We start from the raw sequence: 18,760 nt of genomic DNA, 5'->3' as shown, positions 1-18,760 counted from the left end.
GCCGCCGGCATCTGGCACAACTGGACCACCGGCGCCGCAGTCAAACGCTCACTGATCGCCTATGACCACTGAAGACATCGGACTCATTCATCTAGTCCACCGGCGCGAGTCCCAGGTGCTCGCGGAGCGTCGTCCCCGTGTACGCGGCCCGGTACACCCCGCGCTCCTGGAGCTCGGGCACGAGCAGGTCCACGATGTCGTCGAGCCCCTCCGGCACCAGGTACGGAGAGAGGTTGAAGCCGTCGATCGCGCCGTACCGGACGAACCGTGCGAACTTCTCCGCGAGTCCGGCCGGCGTGCCCACGTGCCCGCGCTGCGGACCGAGCTCGATCACGGCCTCCCGCAGCGACCAGCCGTTGGCCTCCGCCTTCGCCCGCCATTCGGCGACCGTCGCCAGGGTGTCCCGGAACCTGCTCGACCCGAACTTCCCGGTGTACTCGACGACCACGGGATCCTCGGCGGGCAGGGGGCCGTCGGCGTCCCGTCCCGACAGGTCGATGTTCCACAGGCGGCCCGCGATGCCGAGCGCCACGGCGGGAGTGACCTGTTCGAGACGGACCCAACGGGCCTTCTCCTCCGCCTCCTTCTCCGTCGCCCCGATGATGATCTCCGTACCCGGCAGGATCCGCAGGGCGTCCTCGGGCCGCCCGGCCGCCCGCAGCCGCCGGCGGAGGTCCTCGGCGAAGGCCAGGGCGTCGTCGAAGTCCAGTCCGTGCGCGGAGAAGATCACATCCGCGTTCCGGGCGCCGAAGTCCCGGCCCTCGCCGGAGTCCCCGGCCTGGAAGATCACCGGGTGGCCCTGGGCGCTGCGCGGCAGGGTCGGCGTGAGGTCGACGTCGAAGTGCCTCCCCTGGGACCGTACGCGCCGCACCGCCCCCGGCACCGCCCAGGTGCGCGCGTCGGTGGACGCGGCCACGGCCTCCTCCGACCAGCCGTTCCACACGGCCCGCGCGACGGACAGGAACTCCTCGGCGCGCGTGTACCGGTCGGCGTGGTCGAGGAATCCGCCGCGCCGGAAGTTCTCCCCGGTCCAGGCGTTGTGCGTGGTCACCATGTTCCAGCCGGCCCGGCCGCCGGAGAGCAGGTCGAGGCCCGAGAGGCGGCGGGCCAGGTCGGCCGGCTCGTTGTAGGTGGTGTTGGAGGTCGAGACCAGACCGATGCGGTCGGTCTCCGCGGCGAGCGCCGACAGCTGGGTGATCGAGTCGGGGCGGCCGGCGACGTCGAGCTCGTGGATGCCGCCCTCCGACTCGCGCAGCCGCTGCCCGTCGCCGAGGAAGAAGGCGTCGAAGAGCCCGCGTTCGGCGGTCCGCGCCACCTGGAGGAACGAGGACGGGTCGATCTGCGAACCGCTGGACGGGTCCGACCAGATCGTCCAGTGGTTGACGCCCTGGAAGAACACGCCGAAGTGGAGCTGGGCGTCCGGACGGGGGACGTCGGTGGGATCGGTGCGGGTGGTCATCGCTTCTCCTCCCGGACGAGAGCGGCGGCGGTGGTGGCGACGGGTGTGGCGCCGACGGTGTCGGTGTCGGTCGCGAACCGGCTGAGGGGCCGGGGGAGGCCCAGGGAGGTACGGAGTGTGGTGCCCGGCAGCGGGCGCGCCGCGAGGCGGCGGACGAACAGCTCGGGGAGGACGAGGCGGGAGAGCACCGCCAGGTCCTCGTCGAGGACCAGGGGGAACAGCCGGACACCGTCGACGTGCGCGGCGAGCTCGGCCAGGAGGGCCACGAGGCCCTCGGCGGAACCGGTGTACCGGAGCCGGTCGGGGCGTTCCTCCCAGGGGGCGTACCTCTCCAGGTCGGCGATCCGCTCCCGGGCCGTCTCGCGTGCGGTGTCGAGGGCCACCTCGATCTCGGCGAAGGCCAGCGGCACTCCGGCGGCCTTGGCCGCCGCGCCCGCCGCGCCGGTCTCCGCCGCGGTCGTCCCGCCGACCAGGGCCACGTCGGTCAGTTCGGCCGGGACGAGGCCCGGGCGGGCGAGGACCACGGGGCGGCCCTGCGGGGGGCGCGGCACGATGGACGGGCCCTTCACGGAGTACGTCTCACCGGTGAAGTCGATGGCGTGGAGCCGCTCGCGGTCCAGGTAGCGGCTCGTGGCCACGGACCGGATCACCGCGTCGTCCTCCCACGAGTCCCACAGATCGCGGACGACGCGCACGCCGTCGCGGGCCTCGCGGGCCAGGGCCTCGGCGCCCTCGACGAGCGGACGGCCCCAGGCGCGCGAGGCCTCCGGGTCCTCCTCGGCGTCCACGACCCAGCCGGCGCGGCCGACCGAGACGTGGTCGAGGGAGGACAGCTGAGAGGAGACGTGGAACGGCTCGGCGTAGGTGGTGGCGACCACGGGGGCGACGCCGACGACGCTCGTCGACGCGGCGACGAACGCGGCGCGTTCGACCGCGCCGATCCGGCCCGCCGGGCCTGCGGCGGAGGCGGGCGGCAGGATCGAGTCGTCCAGGGTGACGAGGGTGAATCCGGCGTTCTCGGCGGCGGCCGCGGCGCGGGCGAGCCGCCGGGGGCTCAGCAGCTCGCCGGGGGTGTGCGCGGCACGGCGCCACGCGGCCGGGTGGGCGCCGTCGCCGTCGAGTTCGACGGCCAGGCGCAGGGCAGGGCGGGGCATGGGAGGAGTCCTTCCGGAAGACGGGAACGCGCGGCGGGCACGGACACGGGCGCGCGGAGGCGCGCCGGCGTGCGGCCGGGCGAGGAGACGTCACGGAACGCGCGGACCCACGCGGGGCGGGTTCAGGCGTCGAGGGAAGGACAGATGGCCGAGGAGGTACGGCAGAAGTCGACGTGCCGCCGGCAGACGAGCGGCGCCCCCGAGCGGACGGGGCCGCGCGGCGCGGCGATCGACGCGTGCACGTACGCCTCCCCTCGGCTCCGGTCCCCGTGGAGTCCCGGCCGTCCGGGAAGGAACGTCTCACCATAGGCAGGCGGGCTTCCGCGCTGTCAAGGGCGTCCCGGCCGGTGGGAGCGTCAGCACGCCGCAGGAGAGCGGGAGTTGGGGGAGGGGCGGGCGCGGGGGAGGGCGTGTGCGGGCGGGTCAGCCGTCGGTCTGACCGGACATGCGCCTGTGGGAGGACGCGCCGTCCGGGCCGCCGCCTCTAGCGTGCGACCCATGACCCGATTCACCCGCGCGGCCGCGGCCGCCGTTCTCACCTGTTCCCTCGCCTTACCCGCGGCCCTCGCCACGGCGGCACCCGCCGTCGCGGCCCCGGCCGACGCCACGGCCTTCGCCGCGGTCCCGACCCCGGCCACTGCCCTCGCCTCGCCCCCGGCCGTCGCCACTGCCTTCGCCCCGGCCACCGCCTTCGCCCCGGCCGCGACAGACGCCACCGCCTTCGCCCCGGCCGTCGCCTCCGCCTCATCCGTCACCCCGGGCGCCGCGCGGCCCGCGCTGCCGGCGCCCACGGGGAAGTACGCCATCGGCCGTACGGTCCTGACGCTCGTCGACCGGTCCCGTACCGACCCCTGGGTGCCCACCGCCGACGGGCGCGAACTCATGGTCACCGTCCACTACCCGGCCGCGCGCCCCGGCACCGGGCGCCCTGCCCCGTACGCCACCGGCGAGGAGGCGCGGCTCCTGATCGAGGCGCTGGGCGTCGGCGCCGCCGTCCCGGCCGACGCGCTCGCCGGGATGCGCACCCACGGCGCGACCGACGCCCGGCCCGCCCCGGGCCGTCACCCGCTCGTACTGCTCTCGCCCGGCTTCGGCGGCTCCCGCTGGACGCTCAGCCACCTCGCCGAGGACCTGGCCTCACGTGGCTACGTCGTAGCCTCCGTCGACCACGCCTACGAGTCGTACGGGATCTCCGTCCCCGGCGGGCGCACCCTGACCTGCGTCGCGTGCACGGCGCTCGACGAGGGAGGCGTCCACCCGGGCGTCGTGACCACCACCCGCGCCGCCGACATGCGCTTCGTCCTCGACCGGCTCACCGGGCCCCGCCCGGCCTGGCGCCACGCCCGTGTCATCGACGCGCGCCGCGTCGGCATGGCGGGCCACTCGATCGGCGGGGCGAGCGCGGCCACCGCCATGGTGGCCGACCGGCGCATCGACGCCGGGATCAACATGGACGGCGCCTTCTGGGAAGACCTCCCGGCGGAGGGCCTGCGCGGGAGGCCGTTCATGATGCTCGGCACCCACGACGGCACCCACCTCCCCGGCGGGGGAGACCGGAGCTGGGACCGGATGTGGCCCACGCTCGACGGCTGGAAGCGCTGGGTCACCGTGGCCGGCGCCGACCACTACACCTTCTCCGACTTCCCGGTGATCCAGGACCGGTTCGGCCTGCCCGCCCCGACGCTGCCCGCGGACCGGGGCGTCGCCGTCACCCGGACGTACGTCGCCGCCTTCTTCGACCGGCACCTGCGGGGCCTTGAGCGGCCCGTCCTGGACGGATCGACCCCGGACAACCCGGAGGTCCACTTCCAGCACCGCTGATCCCCGCGGATCGGGGTGAGCCGCCGGTGCCGTCCTCCCGGCCTTCCCGGCGGCTCACCCACGGGCCGGGTCTCCGGCCTCAGACGCGGTACGGGGTGTTCGCCGCCGCCCAGTCGGCCAGCGCACGCGCGCACTCCGCGACCGACTCGCGCCAGGTGCGGGCCGCTCCGTCGCCGGCCTCGTCGCTGACGTGCTTGACCATCCGCAGCGGCACCCCGGCCAGCTGCGCGACCGTGGCCAGCGCGTATCCCTCCATGTCGACGAGCGCCGCCTGCTCCGCGAGCCGAGCCCGGGAGGCCTCGTCCGCGATGAACGAGTCCCCGGTGGCCAGCACCACGTCGCCGCCGTCGGGCAGGGTCAGCGGCTCGCCGTAGGTCTCACCGGTGAGCGTGGCGAGGAGAGCGCCGTCGAAGTCGTGCTGGAGCACGGTGCCGACGACGTGCGTCCCCATCAGGCCCGGGCGCAGCGCCCCGGCGGTCCCGAGGTTCACGATCCCGGAGGGCCGCGGCCCCCGCCCGAGCACGGTCGCGAGGGCGCTCGCCGCGTTCACCTTCCCCATGCCGGTGAGCAGCACCGGCAGATCGGTGTCGAGGAACTGCGCCTCCTCCTTCACGGCGACCACGTACAGGGGGCGGCCTGCGACTATCTCTCCCAAAAGTTCCATGGAGGTCACGCTAATCGGAGGCCTCCCACCGAACAACCGACCCCCGTACGACCCCCCTACCGGGCGCCGCCGGGCGGCAGCGGGTCAGACCGGCAGCAGGCGGCCGATCAGCGCGCCGAGCTGCCGGGCGTTGCGGCAGGGCCGCATGTCGACGATCCCGGCGTAGGCCGGGGCCTCCGAGTCGCCCGTTCCCCACAGGGAGGGCTGCTCGGGATTGAGCCAGTGGACCTGCCGCGCCCGGTCCGCGACCTGCCGGAGGGCCGCGAGGTTGGGGTCGGCGCGGTTGGTCCGCGCGTCGCCGAGGACGAAGAGCACCGTGCGCGGACCGACCGCCTCCGCGTACCGGTCGGCGAACTCCCCGAGCGCCGTCCCGTAGTCGCTCTGCCCGTGCCAGCCGGTCAGCTCCGCCTCCGCGAGGATGCGGTCGCCGAGCCCCGCCGGGTCCGCCGCGCCCCGCGCGATCAGCCCGGTGACCTCGTCGACCCGGTTGACGAAGGCGAAGACCCTCACCCGGCTGAACTGGTCGTGCAGGGCCTGCACCAGCAGCATCGTGAACTGCGCGAATCCGGCCACCGACCCCGACACGTCGCAGAGGAGCACCAGCTCCGGCCGGCCGGGACGGCGCCGCCGCAGCACCGGGCGGACCGGGACGCCGCCGGTCGACAGGGAGCGGCGCAGCGTCCGTCGCAGGTCGATCTCGCCACGGGCCGCCCGGCGCCGGCGGGCCGCCAGCCGGGTGGCCAGCTTCCGCGCCAGGGGCCGTACCGTACGCCGCAGCTCGTCCAGCTGCGCCCGCCCGGCGAGCAGGAAGTCCACCCCGTCCGCCGTCCCCGCGACCGCCCGCCGCGCCACCCGGTCGCGGCCCTGACGCTCGGCGACCCGCCGCCGCGCCTCCGTCCGGACCCGCTCGCGGAAGGCCTCGATCCGGCGCCGGATCTCGTCGTCGAGGAGCCGGTCGGCGAAATCGGGCTCCTCCTCGCTCCGCCGTGCCTCCCGGACCCGCGCGAGCAGGGTCTCGGGGCGCAGCCGGGAGAGCGTCTGGTACGAGGACCAGCCGTCCGTCTCCGGCCCGGAACCGTAGCCCCCGAACCCGCCCACCGCCTCGGCGGCCAGCTGGGCGAGGGCGGCCCCGTCGTCGGCGGCCAGCGCGGCCGCGAGCCGCTCCCGCAGCTCGGCGAGGCCGGCGGCCGTGCCGTCGGGTGCCGCCCCGCCGTCGCCGTCCGCACCGTCGCCGCCGAGCGGGAAGTACAGGTCGAAGACCCGGTCGAAGACGGGCCGCTGCCGCTCCCCGTGCAGCAGGGTCGCCGCCAGCGCCTCCCGCACCCGCTCGCGGTCCGTGAACCCGACCGCCTCGAGGGCGTGCCCCGCGTCCACGGTCTCGCCCGTCCCGATCCCGAAGCCGTGGTCGCGCAGCGCCGCCACCAGACCGGTGAGCCGCTCCACCGGCCCGCCCGGAGCCGTCGCGGCGTCCGGAGCCCTCGCCCCGCTCGACGATGCCGTCCCGGCAGCCTCCGCCGCGCTCACACCGCGTCCAGGTCGAGCTTGGCCGCGGCCCGCACGATGTCCTCCTGGTGCTTGAGGAGGACCCCCAGGCTGTCCCGTACGACGTCCTCGTCCAGCCGGTCCGCGCCGAGCGCCAGCAGGGTGCGCGCCCAGTCGATCGTCTCGGACACGGACGGGGCCTTGCGCAGGTCCATGGCCCGCAGCGCCCCCACGACGCGGACGACGGACGCGGCGAGCGAGGCGTCGAGGCCGGGCACCTTGCGGGTGACGATCCGGCGCTCCAGCTCCTCCTCGGGGAACCCGATGTGCAGGAAGAGGCAGCGCCGCCGGAGGGCCTCGGAGAGCTCGCGGCTCGCGTTCGAGGTGAGGACGACGAAGGGCCTGCGCGTCGCCGCGATCGTCCCGAGCTCGGGGACGGTCACCTGGAAGTCGCTGAGCACCTCCAGGAGCAGTCCCTCGACCTCGATGTCGGCCTTGTCGGTCTCGTCGACGAGGAGGACGGTCGGCTCCTCGGACCGGATCGCGGTGAGCAGCGGGCGGGCCAGCAGGAACTCCTCGGAGAAGATGTCCGTCCGCGTCTCGTCCCAGGACTCGCCGCGGCCGGCCGTGATCCGCAGGAGCTGCTTGGCGTGGTTCCACTCGTACAGGGCGCGGGACTCGTCGACGCCCTCGTAGCACTGGAGCCGTACGAGCCGCGCGCCCGTCACCTCGGTGACGGCCTTGGCCAGCTCCGTCTTGCCGACCCCCGCGGGCCCCTCGACCAGGAGCGGCTTGCCGAGCCGGTCGGCGAGGAAGACGGTCGTGGCGACGGCCCGCGACGCCAGGTAGCCGGTCGTGGCGAGCCGCTCGGCGACGTCGTCCACGGAGCTGAAGAATCCGGTCGTCATGCCTGTCCCCCCGGGAGCGAAAAATCCTTACCGGCCAGTAGCCTCAGGGGTACTCGATCAGATCCGGCAGCACCGCACAACCGTTCCGCGCGAGGTCCGTGCCGCGCGCGGGTCACGGCCCGCTGGTGCAATGGGGGGACCGGGCAACACCGCCCGGAGAGCCGCGCGGCGGTGGAGGTGTCGTGGCGGAACGGGACGAGGCGCTCCTGGCCAGGGTGCGGGCGATGGAGCAGGCGATCGACGAGATCGGGACGACGCTCGACGAGACGAGCACGTGCCGGGAACTCGCCGCCTTCCTCGTGCGCAGGCTGGGAGGGTCGGTGGCGGTCGACCTCGCCTCCGGCCACGGCCTCCCGCCGCGCCGCGCCGCGACGGCACGCCTGTCCCCGGAGTCGGCACCGGATCCGGATCCGGAACGGGAGCGGAAGCCCGAACCGCGACCGGAGCGGAAGCCCGAACCGCAACCGGAGCGGAAGCCCGAACCGCAACCGGAGCCCGAGCCGTACCCGAAGCCCGAGTCGTACCCGAAGCCCGAGTCGTACCCGAACGGGCACCAGCCCCCGTACCCGCCCTCGTACGCGCCGGAGAGCACCCTCACCGCCCCCCTCGCCGTCACCGACGGTGAGACGTCCCTCGGCACGGTCACTGCCAGCCGGGTCGCCGGCCTCCCCTTCACCGCCGAGGAGGCCGCCACCCTCCACCACGCCGCACGGCTCGCCGCCCGGCACCTCGGCCACGCGCGCCGCCTCGCCGTCACCGAGGACACCGCCCTCCACCTCCAGCGCGCCCTGGTCGCCGAGCCGGGCCGGCCGCACCCCAACCTGGAGATCGCGGGCGGGTACCTCCCCGCCGGGGTCCGCACCCTCGTCGGCGGCGACTGGTTCGAGACCGTGCGCCTCCACTTCGGCCGTTCCCTCCTCGTCGTCGGCGACGTGATGGGGCACGGTCTGGACGCGGCCGTCGACATGAACGCCTACCGGACGGTGCTCCGTGAGGTCGCCGCCACGGACCTGCCGCCGCACCGGGTCCTGCGCCACCTCGACTCCGTGGTCGCCGAGGACGACGCCCGCCGCCCCGCGACCTGCCTGCTCGTCCGCGTCGACCCGGCGCGTTCCACCGCGACCTTCGCCAACGCGGGCCACCTGCCGCCCGCCGTGTTCGGCGCGGACGGCTCGGCGGCGCTGGTCGACCTCCCGGTGGGCCCGCCGCTCGGCACGGGTGTCGGCGGCTACGAGCCCACGACGCTCCCGCTCACGCCCGCCGAGACGCTGCTGCTCTTCACCGACGGTCTGGTCGAGCGCCGGGGCGAGGACATCGACGTGTCGCTGGCCCGCCTCGCCGCGCTCCGGCTCCCGCCCGACCCGGGCCCGCACGTCGTCGTCGACGAGGTGCTCCGCCGCCTCGGCGCCCATCGGGCCGAGGACGACGTGGCCGTCCTGGCGGCACGGGTCCGCGCCCGGCCACCGGCGTGACGCCGCGCCACTCCCGGCCCAGGAGCCTCGTGACACACGGTCACTTCGCCAAGTCCCTGGCTTGTTTCACGCGCGCGCGGGATTCTTTCGCCAGGACGCTTGTGCGCGGCCCCGCGGCCCGGCACGCTCCTCGTTATGAACACGGCAAGGCATGCCAGTGAACGTCTGATGAGCTGGCCCTCGCTGACCCCCGGCCGCACCCATTGCGGTGCCGAGCTCGGCCTGGGCACCGCGACACACGAGATCGTGCACTTCCACGGAGAGCACGAGGCAGACGTCCACCTCACCAGGGCCATGGTCGCGAAGCTGCGCCCGGCCCTCCTGGGGTCGAGCGCGGTCCGTCTGTCCGCCGGCTCGGGCTGGGTGACGGTCCGTCTGGACATGGGCTCGGACATCGACCTGCTGGCCACGCTGGTGAGCGCGGCGCTCCAGGCCAGCGGTGTCCCCGACATCGCCCCGGACGGCTGCACCCGCACCCGCCCGGTCCCCGGCACCCGCTGAACCCGGCCCGCGGGGCTACGCGGGCATGGGGAAGAGCATGCAGGTGCTGGTCGCGTGCGCGAGGAGGCGGTCCTCCGCGTCGTACAGGCCCGCCTCCGCGAGCGCGGTGCGGCGCCCCCGCGACAGGACCGTCCCGATCGCCCGCACCTTCCCGGTGTCCATCGTGATCGGCCGGAGGAAACGGGTCGACAGGTCGAGCGAGGTGTACGCGGTGCCCTGTGGGAGCGTCGAGTGCACCGCGCAGCCGGCGGCCGAGTCGAGCAGCGTCGCGTACACCCCGCCGTGCACGCTGCCGATCGGGTTGTAGTGCTCCTCGCCCGGCTCGAAGGCGAAGACGGCCCGGCCGTCCTCGACCTCCTCCAGGCCGAAGCCGAGCAGCGCGGCGATCGGGGGTCCGGGCAGCCTTCCGGCCACCATCTCGCGCAGGAAGTCGAGCCCCGCCATCGTCCGCGCGGCCCGGGCGCCGGCCCCGGCGTCCTGCCACTCGACCGTCCGTGACCGCACCGTCACCACTCCGCTCCCGCTCGCCCGGCTGACTCTGTACGGCGAAGCTAGCCCGCTCGTCGGCTGACTGTCAACGAAGCAGCCAGGTGGCTACAGTGTGACGATGAAGTGGCTGGAGACGGACACCGAGAACTGCTCGGTCCGCCGCACCCTCGACCTCGTCGGCGAGAAGTGGAGCCTGCTCATCCTGCGGGACGCCTTCAACGGGGTCCGCCGCTACGACGAGTTCCGGCGCCACCTCGGCCTCTCCGAGGCCGTTCTCGCCGACCGCCTGCGCAAGCTCGTCGCGGCCGGCGTCCTGCGTGCCGAGCCCTACCGCGAGCCCGGCGCCCGCACCCGGTACGAGTACCGGCTCACCACCAAGGGCGTCGACCTCTGGCCCGTACTCCTCGCCCTGAAGCAGTGGGGCGACGCGTACGCGGGCGATCCCGAGGGTCCCGTGCTCGACATCCGGCACACCGACTGCGGGGCGCCCGTCCGCGTGGTCGTGCAGTGCGAGGGCGAGGAGCAGGCCACCCTCGCCGCCCGGGACGTCACCGTCCGGCCGGGTCCCGGAGCCCGCCCCCTCACGCGCTGACCCGCCCGGCCCGCCCTCGCACGGGGCGGCACCCGTTCGGCCGCACATCGGTGGTGTCCCGGCCCCCGGACGGGTACCCCACGAACCATGCCCTCCACTCCCGGTCCGCCGGACGACGGTTCCCCCACCGAGCACGGTCACTGGTTCCACCGGCTCCACCTCCGCGTGCTCGCCTCACCGGTCGGCCTCGCCTGGAACCGCGGCCGCGCCATGGAACTCATGCACCGCGCCATGGGCTTCGCGGCGCTCAGCCTGCTCACCCTCGTCCCGCTCCTCATCGTCGTCGCCGCGGCCGACCTCGCCAGCGGCCAGGGCTTCGCCCGCTGGCTCGTCCAGGGCCTCGGCGTCTCCGAGGTCTCGGAGGAGGAGGTCGAACGGCTCTTCGGCCAGCCCGGGCAGGCCCTCCAGCGCACCACCGCCTTCGGCCTCGCCGCCCTCGCCGCCTTCGGCGTCACCTTCGGCTCCGCCGTCCAGACCGGCTACGAGCGGGCCTGGGACCTCCCCACCGCCCGCTGGCACACCATGTGGCGGCACGTCGTCTGGCTCGCCGTCCTCGTCGCGGCCCTGCTCCTCTTCGTCGCCTTCCCCGCCCCGGACGACGCCCCGGCCGGTGTCACCACCCTCGTCGCCCTCGGCGATCTCCTCGGCACCTTCGTCTTCTTCTGGTGGTCGCAGCGCTTCCTCCTCTGCGGCCGCATCCGCTGGCGCGCCCTCGCCCCCGGCGCCGTCCTCACCGCCCTCGGCCTCCTCGGACTGCGGGTCTTCTCCCAGTTCGTCTTCTCCCCGCTCATCGCCTCCAACGCCGTCACCTACGGCCAGTTCGGCACCGTCCTCGTCCTCCAGTCCTGGCTCGTCGGCGTCGGCTTCGTCGTGTACGGAGGCGCCCTCACCGGGCGCCTCGTCCACGAACACCTCGTCCGCCGCCGCCTGCGCCGACCCCTCGGACCCCTCTGACCCCTACTGGTCCCTGCGCCGGACCGCCACCACCGTCACGGCCGCCGCGCCCAGCACCCACAGGGCGTACACCAGCCACGCGGCGCCGGTCGTCCACGGGAACGGCGTCTCGGTGGCGGGCCCCATGTCCGCGAGCCGCTCCCAGGCGTGCAGCGGCGTCGCGTGCGCGAGCACCGCGGTCAGGTGGCGCCGGTCCGAGAGCACCGCGGGGAGCAGCAGGAGCAGGACCACCGCACCGACGATCGAGACCGCGCTCCTGCGCAGGAGCGCGCCGAGCGCCATCCCCGTCACCGCGCACACCGGAGCGAGGAGGGCCGAGGCCACGACGATGCGCACCGCCCCGGGGTGGGTGATCGGCAGCCCGATGTCCCGGGCCGACAGCATGGCCTGCGTCGACCAGAACGAAGCGCCGGCGACCACGGCCCCGAACGCGCTCTGCGTCACCGTCACGACCAGCACCTTCGCCGCCATGAGCGAGCCCCGCGCCGGCACCGCCGTGAACGAGGTGCGGATCAGCCCGCTGCCGTACTCGCCGACGACCGCGACCGCGCCCGTGGCGGCCGAGGCGAGGATCAGCACCATCGCCGCGTTGTAGGTGAAGGCGTCCCACAACGCCATGTCCTTCGCCACGAACTCGGCCCGGCTCGCCGCGTCGTACTGGAGCCAGTAGCGGTAGTGGTCCCAGGCGGTGCCGAGGTTGAAGGCGATCACGGCGAGGGCGCCCAGGAGCAGCGACCAGCCCGTCGAGCGCAGCGACCACAGCTTCAGCCACTCCGAGGCCAGCAGGTCACGGAAGCGGGCACGGGGCTCCGTCACGGGGGCCACGCGGACATCGAGGGTCGTCATCGGGCGTCTCCTGCCGCGTACTCGACGCTGTCGGCGGTCAGTTCCATGAAGGCCTCCTCCAAGGAGGCCGTACGGGTGGTGAGCTGGTCGAGCGGCACACGGTGCTCCAGGGCCAGTTCGCCGATGCGGGCGGCCGAGAGCCCGGTCACCGACAGCAGATCGAGCTCCTCCTCGACCTCCGCCCCTTCCCGGAGGAGCACGGCCCTGAGCCCCGCCCGGTCCGGGGTGCCGACCGCCACGCCGAGGCGCCTGCCCCGCGCGGCGAACTCCGCCAGGCTCTCGGCCGCGATCAGCGAGCCCCGGCCGATGACCACCAGGTCGTCCGCCGTGTGCTCCATCTCGGTCATCAGATGACTCGACACGAAGACCGTGCGGCCCTCCGAGGCGAGCCGCCGGAACAGGCCCCGCACCCACTTCACGCCCTCCGGATCGAGGCCGTTCAACGGCTCGTCGAACAGCAGTACCGGCGGATCGCCGAGCAGCGCGCCGGCGATGCCGAGCCGCTGACGCATCCCCAGCGAGTACCCGCCGATCCGGCGCCCGGCCGCCCCCGCCAGCCCGACCTCCTCCAGGACCTCGTCGACCCGGGAGATAGGGATGCGGTTGCCGCGTGCCAGGACCCGCAGATGCGCCCGTGCGGTCCGGCCGCCGTGCGCGTCCCCCGCGTCGAGGAGCGCGCCGACGTGCCGGAGGCCGCGCGGCCGGTCCCTGAACGGGCGGCCGTCGACCGTCACCGACCCGCTCGTCGGCGTGTGCAGGCCCACGGTCATCCGCAAAGTGGTGCTCTTGCCCGAGCCGTTGGGGCCGAGGAACCCGGTGACCCGGCCTGGGCGGACGGTGAAGGTGAGGGAGTCGACGGCCGTCGTGGAGCCGTAGCGCTTGGTGAGTTGCCTGACTTCGATCATGGGCACCACCGTGCCGTCCCGGCCCCGCGCCGGGCATCGGACCAGCACGGACAATCCCCGGCCGGTCCTGTCACCCCAGGTCGTACACCCTGGGTCCGATGACCGTGGAGGGGACGCCGTCTACGATCACCGGATGTCCGCCACGCCGTCAGTACCGTTCTTCAAGCGGGTCACGCCAGGAGTCTGGGCCGCCGTCGCCTGGGGCGCGGGCATCGTCTTCACCGCCCTCCTCCGGATCAGCGTGCCGGGCCAGGAGGGGCCGGACGTCCTGCCCGGTTTCGTCATCCTGCGCTGGGACGGTCTCACCATGCTGGCCGTCGGCACCCTCCTCACCCTGCGCGGCAGCGCCCTCCTGAGCCGGCGCCCGACCGCGGCCCTCCACCACCTCCTCATCGCCGCGGTCATCGCCTCCACCCCTCTCGGCGTCACCGCCATCCCCTTCGCCCAGTACCTCGCGGTCGACGTCGCGCTCTACGCCATCGCCGCCGCCCGGCCCCGCCGCGAGGCCTGGCGGGCGCTCCTGCTCGCCCTCGGCCTGCTCGTCGTCTACGTGGCAGTCCGGCTGGCCGCGGGCTGGAGCGCCGGCACCACGAGCACCCTGGCCGTCGCCCTGACGGCCCTCGTGGCCTGGCTCCTCGGCCGCTCGGAAGGGCAGGCCCGGGAGTACGCGGAACGGAGCCGCGCGCAGGCCGCCGAGCAGGCCGTCACCGCCGAACGGCTCCGCATCGCCCGCGAGATGCACGACACGGTCGCGCACAGCATCGGCATCGTCGCCCTCCAGGCGGGCGCGGCCCGGCGCGTCATCGACACCCAGCCCGAGGGCGCCCGGCAGGCCCTGGCGGAGATCGAGACGGCGAGCCGCGAGACCCTGGCGGGCCTGCGCCGCATGCTCGGCGCCCTGCGCACCGAGGAACCGCCGGCCGCCCCCGACCCGTACGGCGTCCCCGAGCCGTACGCCGCCCTCGACCCGTACGCGGTCCCCGACCCGAACGCCGCCTCCCGGGCGACGCCCGTGCTCCCCGGGAAGGCCTCCGAACTCCCCGAGATGTCCGGTCTCGCCGCGCTCGACCGGCTCGCCGAGGTCACGGGCGGCGCCGGGGTCCGCGTCTCCGTCCGGCGGGTCGGCGCCCCCGGCTCCCTGCCGCCGGACGTCGACCTCTCCGCCTTCCGGCTCGTCCAGGAGTCCGTCACCAACGTCGTGCGCCACTCCGGGGCCGACACCTGTACGGTCACCGTCGACCACCGGGACCCCGCAGCCGTCGTCGTCACCGTCGAGGACCGCGGACCGGCTCCCGGCCGGGAACGCGAACGCCCCGGCGGAGGCTCCGGCTACGGCCTCGCGGGCATGCGCGAGCGCGTCGCCCTGCTGCACGGGGAGTTCGCCGCCGGCCCCCGCCCCGGCGGCGGCTTCCTCGTCACCGCCCGACTTCCCGTCCCCGCAGACACAGGAGCCACCACCCGATGACCGAGCCCACCACGACGCCGCCGACCGCCGTCCCCCTGGAACCCGCCCCCGCCCCCCTCGTCCGGGTCGTCCTCGCCGACGACCAGCCCCTCGTGCGCACCGCGCTCCGGATGGTCATGACGGACACCCCCGACCTCGTCGTGGTCGGCGAGGCCGCGAACGGTGCGGAGGCCGTCCGGCTCGTCGAGGAGACCGGCGCCGACGTCGTCGTGATGGACCTGCGGATGCCCGGCACCGACGGCATCGAGGCGACCCGCCTCGTCACCTCGGGCCCCACCGGCGCGCGGGTCGTCGTCCTCACCACCTTCGACGACGACGACCACGTCTACGGGGCGCTGCACGCCGGGGCCTCCGGCTTCCTCGTCAAGGACATGGCCCTGGACGACATCCTCGCCGCCGTCCGGATCGTCGCCTCCGGCGACGCCCTCATCGCGCCCGGCGTCACCCGCCGCCTCATCAAGGAGTTCACCGACCGCCCGCGACAGCGCCCGGACAGGCCCCGCCGCGGCACCGAGGGCATCACCGACCGCGAACGCGAGGTGCTCACCCTCGTCGGCCGCGGCCTGTCCAACACGGAGATCGCCGCCGAGCTGCACATCAGCATCGCCACCGCGAAGACGTACCTCACGCGGCTGCTCGCCAAGCTCGACGCCCGCGACCGCGTCCACCTGGTGATCATCGCGTACGAGGCGGGCCTCGTCTCCGCCGCCTGACCTGGCCGCCGGGAGCGGTGATCACACGATCCGGTGATCTCCCCGTGAGGGGCCGGTCGGCGGCCCACGGGCCGATTGGATGGGGGTTTCCCATCGGCCCGTCGAAAGAGAGCCGCCCATGGCGAACATCTGGCTGCCGCCCGTCGAGTACGTCGAGACCCTGCCGAGAGCGACGGCGTACGCCTGCCTGTACTTCACCGACACGGGCGGCCGCCCGTTCCAGCTCCGCGCGTCCTACCGAACCGAGCTGTGGCAGTGGCCCGGCGGGAACATGGACCCGGGGGAGACCCCCTGGGAGACGGCCCTGCGCGAGTGCCAGGAGGAGACCGGACTCGTCTTCGCCGGGGAGCCGCGCCTGCTCGGCACCCACTTCATGACCGACCGGGGCGAGGAGTGGCCGGCCAACCACATCGGTTTCATCTTCGACGGCGGCGAGCTGACGGACGAGCAGATCGCCGCCGTCGTCCTCGACCCCGACGAGCACAGCGAGTACAGCGTGCGCAGTCTCGACGAGTGGGAGCGCGAGATGAACCCGCGCGAGTTCGCCCGGCTCGCCGAGATCGACCGGGCCCGCAGGACCGGATCGACCGTGTACGTGGAGACCGGCGCCGTCGACGGGTGACGAGCGGGGTGGGGGGGCGGGTGGGGCCGTCCGCCCGGACGGGCCCACCCGCCCCGGTGTCTCAGACCCGGCATCCGACCGGGTGGGCGATGTCGACCACGAGCCGCTCCGGGGAGTGGAGGGTGAAGGTCTTGAAGGCGGGCTTGGTGTCGAAGGCGGCCCCGATCGTGACCACGCCCTCGAAGTCGCCGGTGAGGGCGAGCCCCTTGAGCGTGGGCAGGTAGATCTTCTGCAGCCGCGGCCCCTGGTAGAGGTTCCTTCCGGCGTCGTCGTGGGCGGCGGCGGGGGAGAGGGCGATCTCCAGGAAGTACTTCCCCGCGAGGGGGACGCGCTGGCCCGAGCCGTCGTAGTGCAGTGCGCTCGCCTGCCGGACGGTGACCGGGGGCACGGCGCCCCGTATGTCGACGACGATCCGGTCGAAGCCGGCGTGTCCGCCCCAACGGGCGTCGACGACCTGGGCCATGGCCGGTGCCGTCGACGCGCGGGACGGGGAATCGGTAGCGCCTGCCGGGATCGTCGCGCCGATCCCGGCGGTGAGGAGGATCCCTGCGGCGACGGCCGCGAGAGTGTGCCGGTGATGCATGACGTCCCCCAATTTCTCCTGCTCCGGGGACAGTGGTGTCAATGAGAGAGACACCCACCCCCAACCCTACGGTTCCGCCTGGTTTGGGGTAAAAGTGCGTTATGTGCTGGAGTGCGACGGCCGACCTCTGGGCGGGCCTCGGGATCGGCGCCGTCGGCCTGGTCTCGGTCGCCTCCGTACGCCGTGCCGGGGACGCGCCGCTCGCCGCCCTGCCCCTGCTCCTCGGCGCCCACCAGGTCGTGGAGGCCGTCGTCTGGAATGCCGGCGGGGGAGCCGGCCCCGCCACCCTCGCCTGGGCCGTGATCGCACTGCCCCTGCTGCCGGTCTGGGTGCCGGTCGGCGTCCTGACCGCGGCGCGCCCCGCCGACCGGCGGCGCCTGCTCGTGCCGCTCGCCGCCGGCCTCGCGACCGCCGGCGTCCTCGCGTACCGCCTCGCGGCCCGCCCGGTCACCGCAGAGATCCGCGGACACACCCTCGGCTACGTCGTCGACCTGCCCCACGCGGCGCCGCTCCTCGTCGGCTACCTCCTCGCCACGGTCGGCGCGCTGCTCCTCGCCCGCGACCGGATCCTGCGCCTGCTCGGACTCCTGACCGGAGCCGGAGCGATCGTCTGCGCGCTGCTGTGGAGCGCGGAGTTCGTCTCGACGTGGTGCGCCCTCGCGGCCGTCGCGTCGCTGGTGATCCTGGCCTGGGTGCGAAGTCGGGCGTAACCCCTCGGCGCCTCAGCAGTTGACCAGGGCATGAAGAAGCGCAGCATGCTCGCCATCGCCTCCCTCGCCGCAGGCGTCGTCACCGCCCTCGTCACCCCGCCGCCGCAGGCCAGCGCCGCGGAGAGCCCCCTCGGCGGCGCCACCGGCCTCCTCCAGGAGGACCAGGGCGTCGAGACCGTCACCCAGACCGTGGAGACCGTCCAGGGAGCCGGGAGCGCCCTCCAGACGCCGAAGGCCGGCGGACTGCTCTGACCTCCCGCCCGGACCGTGGCCTCCCGTGCCCCGCGCCCCCTCGGTGGCGCGGGGCACGGTCGCGTCGCGACACGGGAGGAGGTGGCCCGTGCGCGCGCCGTGCGTGAGTAATGACAGGATGTCCCCATGAGCGACAACGTTTACTTCGACATCACCATCAACGGCGAGGACGCCGGCCGGATCACCTTCAAGCTCTTCGACGACGTCGTCCCGAAGACCGCGCAGAACTTCCGCGAGCTGTGCACCGGTGAGCACGGCTTCGGCTACGCCGGCTCCCCGTTCCACCGCGTCATCCCGCAGTTCATGCTCCAGGGTGGCGACTTCACCCGCGGCAACGGCACCGGCGGCAAGAGCATCTACGGCGAGAAGTTCGCGGACGAGAACTTCAAGCTGAAGCACGACCGCCCGTTCCTGCTCTCGATGGCCAACGCCGGCCCGAACAGCAACGGCTCGCAGTTCTTCATCACCACGATCGTCACCGACTGGCTCGACGGCAAGCACGTCGTCTTCGGCGAGGTCGTCGAGGGCCAGGACCTGGTCAAGAAGATCGAGGGCCTCGGCTCCCGCTCCGGCGCCACCAGCGCCGACATCAAGGTCTCCGCGTCCGGCCTCGTCGCCAAGGCCTGAGCCCACGCTTGACCTGAGGCCCGATCAGCGGCGCTGATCGAGGACCTCTGCGGAGTACGGGCGGAGGGCCCGAGGCCCTCGCTCACCCGCGCGGCGGGCAGGGGAGCGCCGTCCACAGGACGTGCCGCTCCCCGCCCGGCCGACGCGGCCACGCGCCGGTTTCCCGGACGGGACCCGGCGCGGTGGATCAACTCTCCTCGCCGAAGCGGCGCTCGAACTTCGCGATCCGGCCCTCGGAGTCCACCGTCCGCGCCTTTCCCGTGTAGAAGGGGTGGCTCTCGGAGGAGATCTCCACGTCGACGACCGGGTACGTCTGCCCGTCGTCCCACTCGATCGTCCGCTCGCTGGTCGCGGTGGACCGGGTCAGAAACGCGTACCCCGCCGACCGGTCCCGGAAGACCACGGGTCCGTACTCGGGCTGCTTGTCCTGCTGCACGTGTCCTCCTCGGGCTTCCGCCCCGACTCGTTCGCCCCGACGTGATCGTCTCGGCTCGTCCGGCCTGATCCGGCACGGCACCCCCAGCCTCCCCGGGCCCGTCCC

Annotated in this window: 22 protein-coding genes; 11 read left to right on the top strand and 11 right to left on the bottom strand. The window is 74.2% G+C overall.

Annotated features, from left to right (window positions below; all coding sequences use genetic code 11):
* Positions 1–91: 91 nt before the first annotated feature.
* The 3 genes from ACF08F_RS36445 to ACF08F_RS36435 form a co-directional block, all read right to left on the bottom strand.
* Positions 92–1,459 (bottom strand): NtaA/DmoA family FMN-dependent monooxygenase, encoded by a 1,368-nt coding sequence (locus ACF08F_RS36445; protein ID WP_392302839.1) that lies wholly within the window; start codon positions 1,457–1,459, stop codon positions 92–94.
* Positions 1,456–2,613 carry an LLM class flavin-dependent oxidoreductase gene (locus ACF08F_RS36440; RefSeq protein WP_392302838.1) on the bottom strand — a complete coding sequence of 386 codons (1,158 nt, stop codon included), beginning with the start codon at positions 2,611–2,613 and terminating at the stop codon, positions 1,456–1,458. The genes ACF08F_RS36445 and ACF08F_RS36440 overlap by 4 nt, the downstream gene beginning before the upstream one ends.
* A 122-nt stretch (positions 2,614–2,735) precedes the next feature.
* Positions 2,736–2,855 carry a putative leader peptide gene (locus tag ACF08F_RS36435; RefSeq protein WP_392302837.1) on the bottom strand — a complete coding sequence of 40 codons (120 nt, stop codon included), beginning with the start codon at positions 2,853–2,855 and terminating at the stop codon, positions 2,736–2,738.
* 256 nt (positions 2,856–3,111) lie between these two features.
* Here ACF08F_RS36435 and ACF08F_RS36430 point away from each other — a divergent pair, with 256 nt between their 5' ends.
* A complete protein-coding gene (locus tag ACF08F_RS36430; RefSeq protein ID WP_392302836.1) occupies positions 3,112–4,434 on the top strand; it encodes an alpha/beta hydrolase family protein in 1,323 nt (440 codons plus the stop codon).
* A 79-nt stretch (positions 4,435–4,513) separates the two neighbouring features.
* Here ACF08F_RS36430 and ACF08F_RS36425 read toward each other — a convergent pair whose 3' ends face one another.
* The 3 genes from ACF08F_RS36425 to ACF08F_RS36415 form a co-directional block, all read right to left on the bottom strand.
* Positions 4,514–5,098, bottom strand: a complete 585-nt coding sequence (locus ACF08F_RS36425; RefSeq protein WP_392302835.1) for a nucleosidase — start codon at positions 5,096–5,098, stop codon at positions 4,514–4,516.
* 84 nt (positions 5,099–5,182) lie between these two features.
* The gene (locus ACF08F_RS36420) at positions 5,183–6,541 is read right to left on the bottom strand and encodes a VWA domain-containing protein (RefSeq protein ID WP_392302843.1); all 1,359 of its coding nucleotides are present in this window, start codon (positions 6,539–6,541) and stop codon (positions 5,183–5,185) included.
* A gap of 77 nt (positions 6,542–6,618) precedes the next feature.
* On the bottom strand, positions 6,619–7,488 hold the full coding sequence (locus ACF08F_RS36415) for an AAA family ATPase (protein ID WP_392302834.1): 870 nt from the start codon (positions 7,486–7,488) through the stop codon (positions 6,619–6,621).
* A 182-nt stretch (positions 7,489–7,670) separates the two neighbouring features.
* On the opposite strand from ACF08F_RS36415, the gene ACF08F_RS36410 reads away from it, so the two are divergent.
* Positions 7,671–8,960, top strand: a complete 1,290-nt coding sequence (locus ACF08F_RS36410; protein ID WP_392302833.1) for a PP2C family protein-serine/threonine phosphatase — start codon at positions 7,671–7,673, stop codon at positions 8,958–8,960.
* Positions 8,961–9,095: 135 nt separating this feature from the next.
* On the top strand, positions 9,096–9,461 hold the full coding sequence (locus tag ACF08F_RS36405; protein ID WP_392302832.1) for a luciferase family protein: 366 nt from the start codon (positions 9,096–9,098) through the stop codon (positions 9,459–9,461).
* A gap of 15 nt (positions 9,462–9,476) precedes the next feature.
* Here the strand turns inward: ACF08F_RS36405 and ACF08F_RS36400 are convergent, their stop codons facing one another.
* Positions 9,477–9,971, bottom strand: a complete 495-nt coding sequence (locus ACF08F_RS36400; protein ID WP_392302831.1) for a PaaI family thioesterase — start codon at positions 9,969–9,971, stop codon at positions 9,477–9,479.
* A 97-nt stretch (positions 9,972–10,068) separates the two neighbouring features.
* Between ACF08F_RS36400 and ACF08F_RS36395 the strand changes: the two genes are divergently transcribed.
* Complete coding sequence (locus tag ACF08F_RS36395; protein WP_392302830.1) at positions 10,069–10,542, top strand: winged helix-turn-helix transcriptional regulator; 474 nt, start codon at positions 10,069–10,071, stop codon at positions 10,540–10,542.
* Positions 10,543–10,629: 87 nt separating this feature from the next.
* Positions 10,630–11,496: a YhjD/YihY/BrkB family envelope integrity protein gene (locus ACF08F_RS36390; RefSeq protein WP_392302829.1), complete on the top strand. Its 867-nt coding sequence runs from the start codon at positions 10,630–10,632 to the stop codon at positions 11,494–11,496.
* A 3-nt stretch (positions 11,497–11,499) separates the two neighbouring features.
* On the opposite strand, the gene ACF08F_RS36385 is transcribed toward ACF08F_RS36390, so the two are convergent.
* Together ACF08F_RS36385 and ACF08F_RS36380 are read right to left on the bottom strand one after the other, a co-directional pair.
* Positions 11,500–12,342, bottom strand: coding sequence for an ABC transporter permease (locus tag ACF08F_RS36385; RefSeq protein ID WP_392302828.1), 843 nt, complete (start codon positions 12,340–12,342; stop codon positions 11,500–11,502).
* The gene (locus ACF08F_RS36380; protein ID WP_392302827.1) at positions 12,339–13,247 is read right to left on the bottom strand and encodes an ABC transporter ATP-binding protein; all 909 of its coding nucleotides are present in this window, start codon (positions 13,245–13,247) and stop codon (positions 12,339–12,341) included. Before ACF08F_RS36380 ends, ACF08F_RS36385 begins: the two co-directional genes overlap by 4 nt.
* Positions 13,248–13,380: 133 nt before the next feature.
* Between ACF08F_RS36380 and ACF08F_RS36375 the strand changes: the two genes are divergently transcribed.
* The 3 genes from ACF08F_RS36375 to ACF08F_RS36365 all read left to right on the top strand — a co-directional run bounded on the left by ACF08F_RS36375 (position 13,381) and on the right by ACF08F_RS36365 (position 16,047).
* Complete coding sequence (locus ACF08F_RS36375; RefSeq protein WP_392302826.1) at positions 13,381–14,712, top strand: sensor histidine kinase; 1,332 nt, start codon at positions 13,381–13,383, stop codon at positions 14,710–14,712.
* Positions 14,709–15,425, top strand: a complete 717-nt coding sequence (locus tag ACF08F_RS36370; RefSeq protein WP_392302825.1) for a response regulator — start codon at positions 14,709–14,711, stop codon at positions 15,423–15,425. Before ACF08F_RS36375 ends, ACF08F_RS36370 begins: the two co-directional genes overlap by 4 nt.
* A gap of 118 nt (positions 15,426–15,543) precedes the next feature.
* A complete protein-coding gene (locus ACF08F_RS36365; protein WP_392302824.1) occupies positions 15,544–16,047 on the top strand; it encodes an NUDIX domain-containing protein in 504 nt (167 codons plus the stop codon).
* A gap of 61 nt (positions 16,048–16,108) precedes the next feature.
* Here ACF08F_RS36365 and ACF08F_RS36360 read toward each other — a convergent pair whose 3' ends face one another.
* Complete coding sequence (locus tag ACF08F_RS36360; protein ID WP_392302823.1) at positions 16,109–16,630, bottom strand: hypothetical protein; 522 nt, start codon at positions 16,628–16,630, stop codon at positions 16,109–16,111.
* A 101-nt stretch (positions 16,631–16,731) separates the two neighbouring features.
* Between ACF08F_RS36360 and ACF08F_RS36355 the strand changes: the two genes are divergently transcribed.
* The 3 genes from ACF08F_RS36355 (at position 16,732) to ACF08F_RS36345 (ending at position 18,219) form a co-directional block, all read left to right on the top strand.
* A complete protein-coding gene (locus ACF08F_RS36355; protein WP_392302822.1) occupies positions 16,732–17,340 on the top strand; it encodes a DUF6629 family protein in 609 nt (202 codons plus the stop codon).
* A 30-nt stretch (positions 17,341–17,370) separates the two neighbouring features.
* Entirely contained in the window at positions 17,371–17,592 is a 222-nt protein-coding gene (locus ACF08F_RS36350) for a hypothetical protein (RefSeq protein ID WP_392302821.1), read from the top strand.
* Positions 17,593–17,718: 126 nt separating this feature from the next.
* Positions 17,719–18,219, top strand: a complete 501-nt coding sequence (locus ACF08F_RS36345) for a peptidylprolyl isomerase (RefSeq protein WP_392302820.1) — start codon at positions 17,719–17,721, stop codon at positions 18,217–18,219.
* Between the two features lie 187 nt (positions 18,220–18,406).
* Here the strand turns inward: ACF08F_RS36345 and ACF08F_RS36340 are convergent, their stop codons facing one another.
* Complete coding sequence (locus ACF08F_RS36340) at positions 18,407–18,655, bottom strand: type B 50S ribosomal protein L31 (RefSeq protein ID WP_392302819.1); 249 nt, start codon at positions 18,653–18,655, stop codon at positions 18,407–18,409.
* Between the last annotated feature and the right edge of the window lie 105 nt (positions 18,656–18,760).

The sequence above is a fragment of the Streptomyces sp. NPDC015130 genome (assembly GCF_043080005.1).
Classification (GTDB): domain Bacteria; phylum Actinomycetota; class Actinomycetes; order Streptomycetales; family Streptomycetaceae; genus Streptomyces.
The sequence above is the reverse complement of the archived record's forward strand: the minus strand, read 5'-3'. Positions and strand labels throughout refer to the sequence as shown.

Bases quoted from the DNA above. Each gene is read 5' to 3' on its own strand.
- ACF08F_RS36445 (WP_392302839.1), bottom strand. From the start codon at position 1,459: ATGACCACCCGCACCGATCCCACCGACGTCCCCCGTCCGGACGCCCAG.
- ACF08F_RS36440 (WP_392302838.1), bottom strand. From the start codon at position 2,613: ATGCCCCGCCCTGCCCTGCGCCTGGCCGTCGAACTCGACGGCGACGGC.
- ACF08F_RS36430 (WP_392302836.1), top strand. From the start codon at position 3,112: ATGACCCGATTCACCCGCGCGGCCGCGGCCGCCGTTCTCACCTGTTCC.
- ACF08F_RS36425 (WP_392302835.1), bottom strand. From the start codon at position 5,098: ATGGAACTTTTGGGAGAGATAGTCGCAGGCCGCCCCCTGTACGTGGTC.
- ACF08F_RS36415 (WP_392302834.1), bottom strand. From the start codon at position 7,488: ATGACGACCGGATTCTTCAGCTCCGTGGACGACGTCGCCGAGCGGCTC.
- ACF08F_RS36405 (WP_392302832.1), top strand. From the start codon at position 9,096: ATGAACACGGCAAGGCATGCCAGTGAACGTCTGATGAGCTGGCCCTCG.
- ACF08F_RS36395 (WP_392302830.1), top strand. From the start codon at position 10,069: ATGAAGTGGCTGGAGACGGACACCGAGAACTGCTCGGTCCGCCGCACC.
- ACF08F_RS36390 (WP_392302829.1), top strand. From the start codon at position 10,630: ATGCCCTCCACTCCCGGTCCGCCGGACGACGGTTCCCCCACCGAGCAC.
- ACF08F_RS36385 (WP_392302828.1), bottom strand. From the start codon at position 12,342: ATGACGACCCTCGATGTCCGCGTGGCCCCCGTGACGGAGCCCCGTGCC.
- ACF08F_RS36380 (WP_392302827.1), bottom strand. From the start codon at position 13,247: ATGATCGAAGTCAGGCAACTCACCAAGCGCTACGGCTCCACGACGGCC.
- ACF08F_RS36375 (WP_392302826.1), top strand. From the start codon at position 13,381: ATGTCCGCCACGCCGTCAGTACCGTTCTTCAAGCGGGTCACGCCAGGA.
- ACF08F_RS36370 (WP_392302825.1), top strand. From the start codon at position 14,709: ATGACCGAGCCCACCACGACGCCGCCGACCGCCGTCCCCCTGGAACCC.
- ACF08F_RS36365 (WP_392302824.1), top strand. From the start codon at position 15,544: ATGGCGAACATCTGGCTGCCGCCCGTCGAGTACGTCGAGACCCTGCCG.
- ACF08F_RS36360 (WP_392302823.1), bottom strand. From the start codon at position 16,630: ATGCATCACCGGCACACTCTCGCGGCCGTCGCCGCAGGGATCCTCCTC.
- ACF08F_RS36355 (WP_392302822.1), top strand. From the start codon at position 16,732: ATGTGCTGGAGTGCGACGGCCGACCTCTGGGCGGGCCTCGGGATCGGC.
- ACF08F_RS36350 (WP_392302821.1), top strand. From the start codon at position 17,371: ATGAAGAAGCGCAGCATGCTCGCCATCGCCTCCCTCGCCGCAGGCGTC.
- ACF08F_RS36345 (WP_392302820.1), top strand. From the start codon at position 17,719: ATGAGCGACAACGTTTACTTCGACATCACCATCAACGGCGAGGACGCC.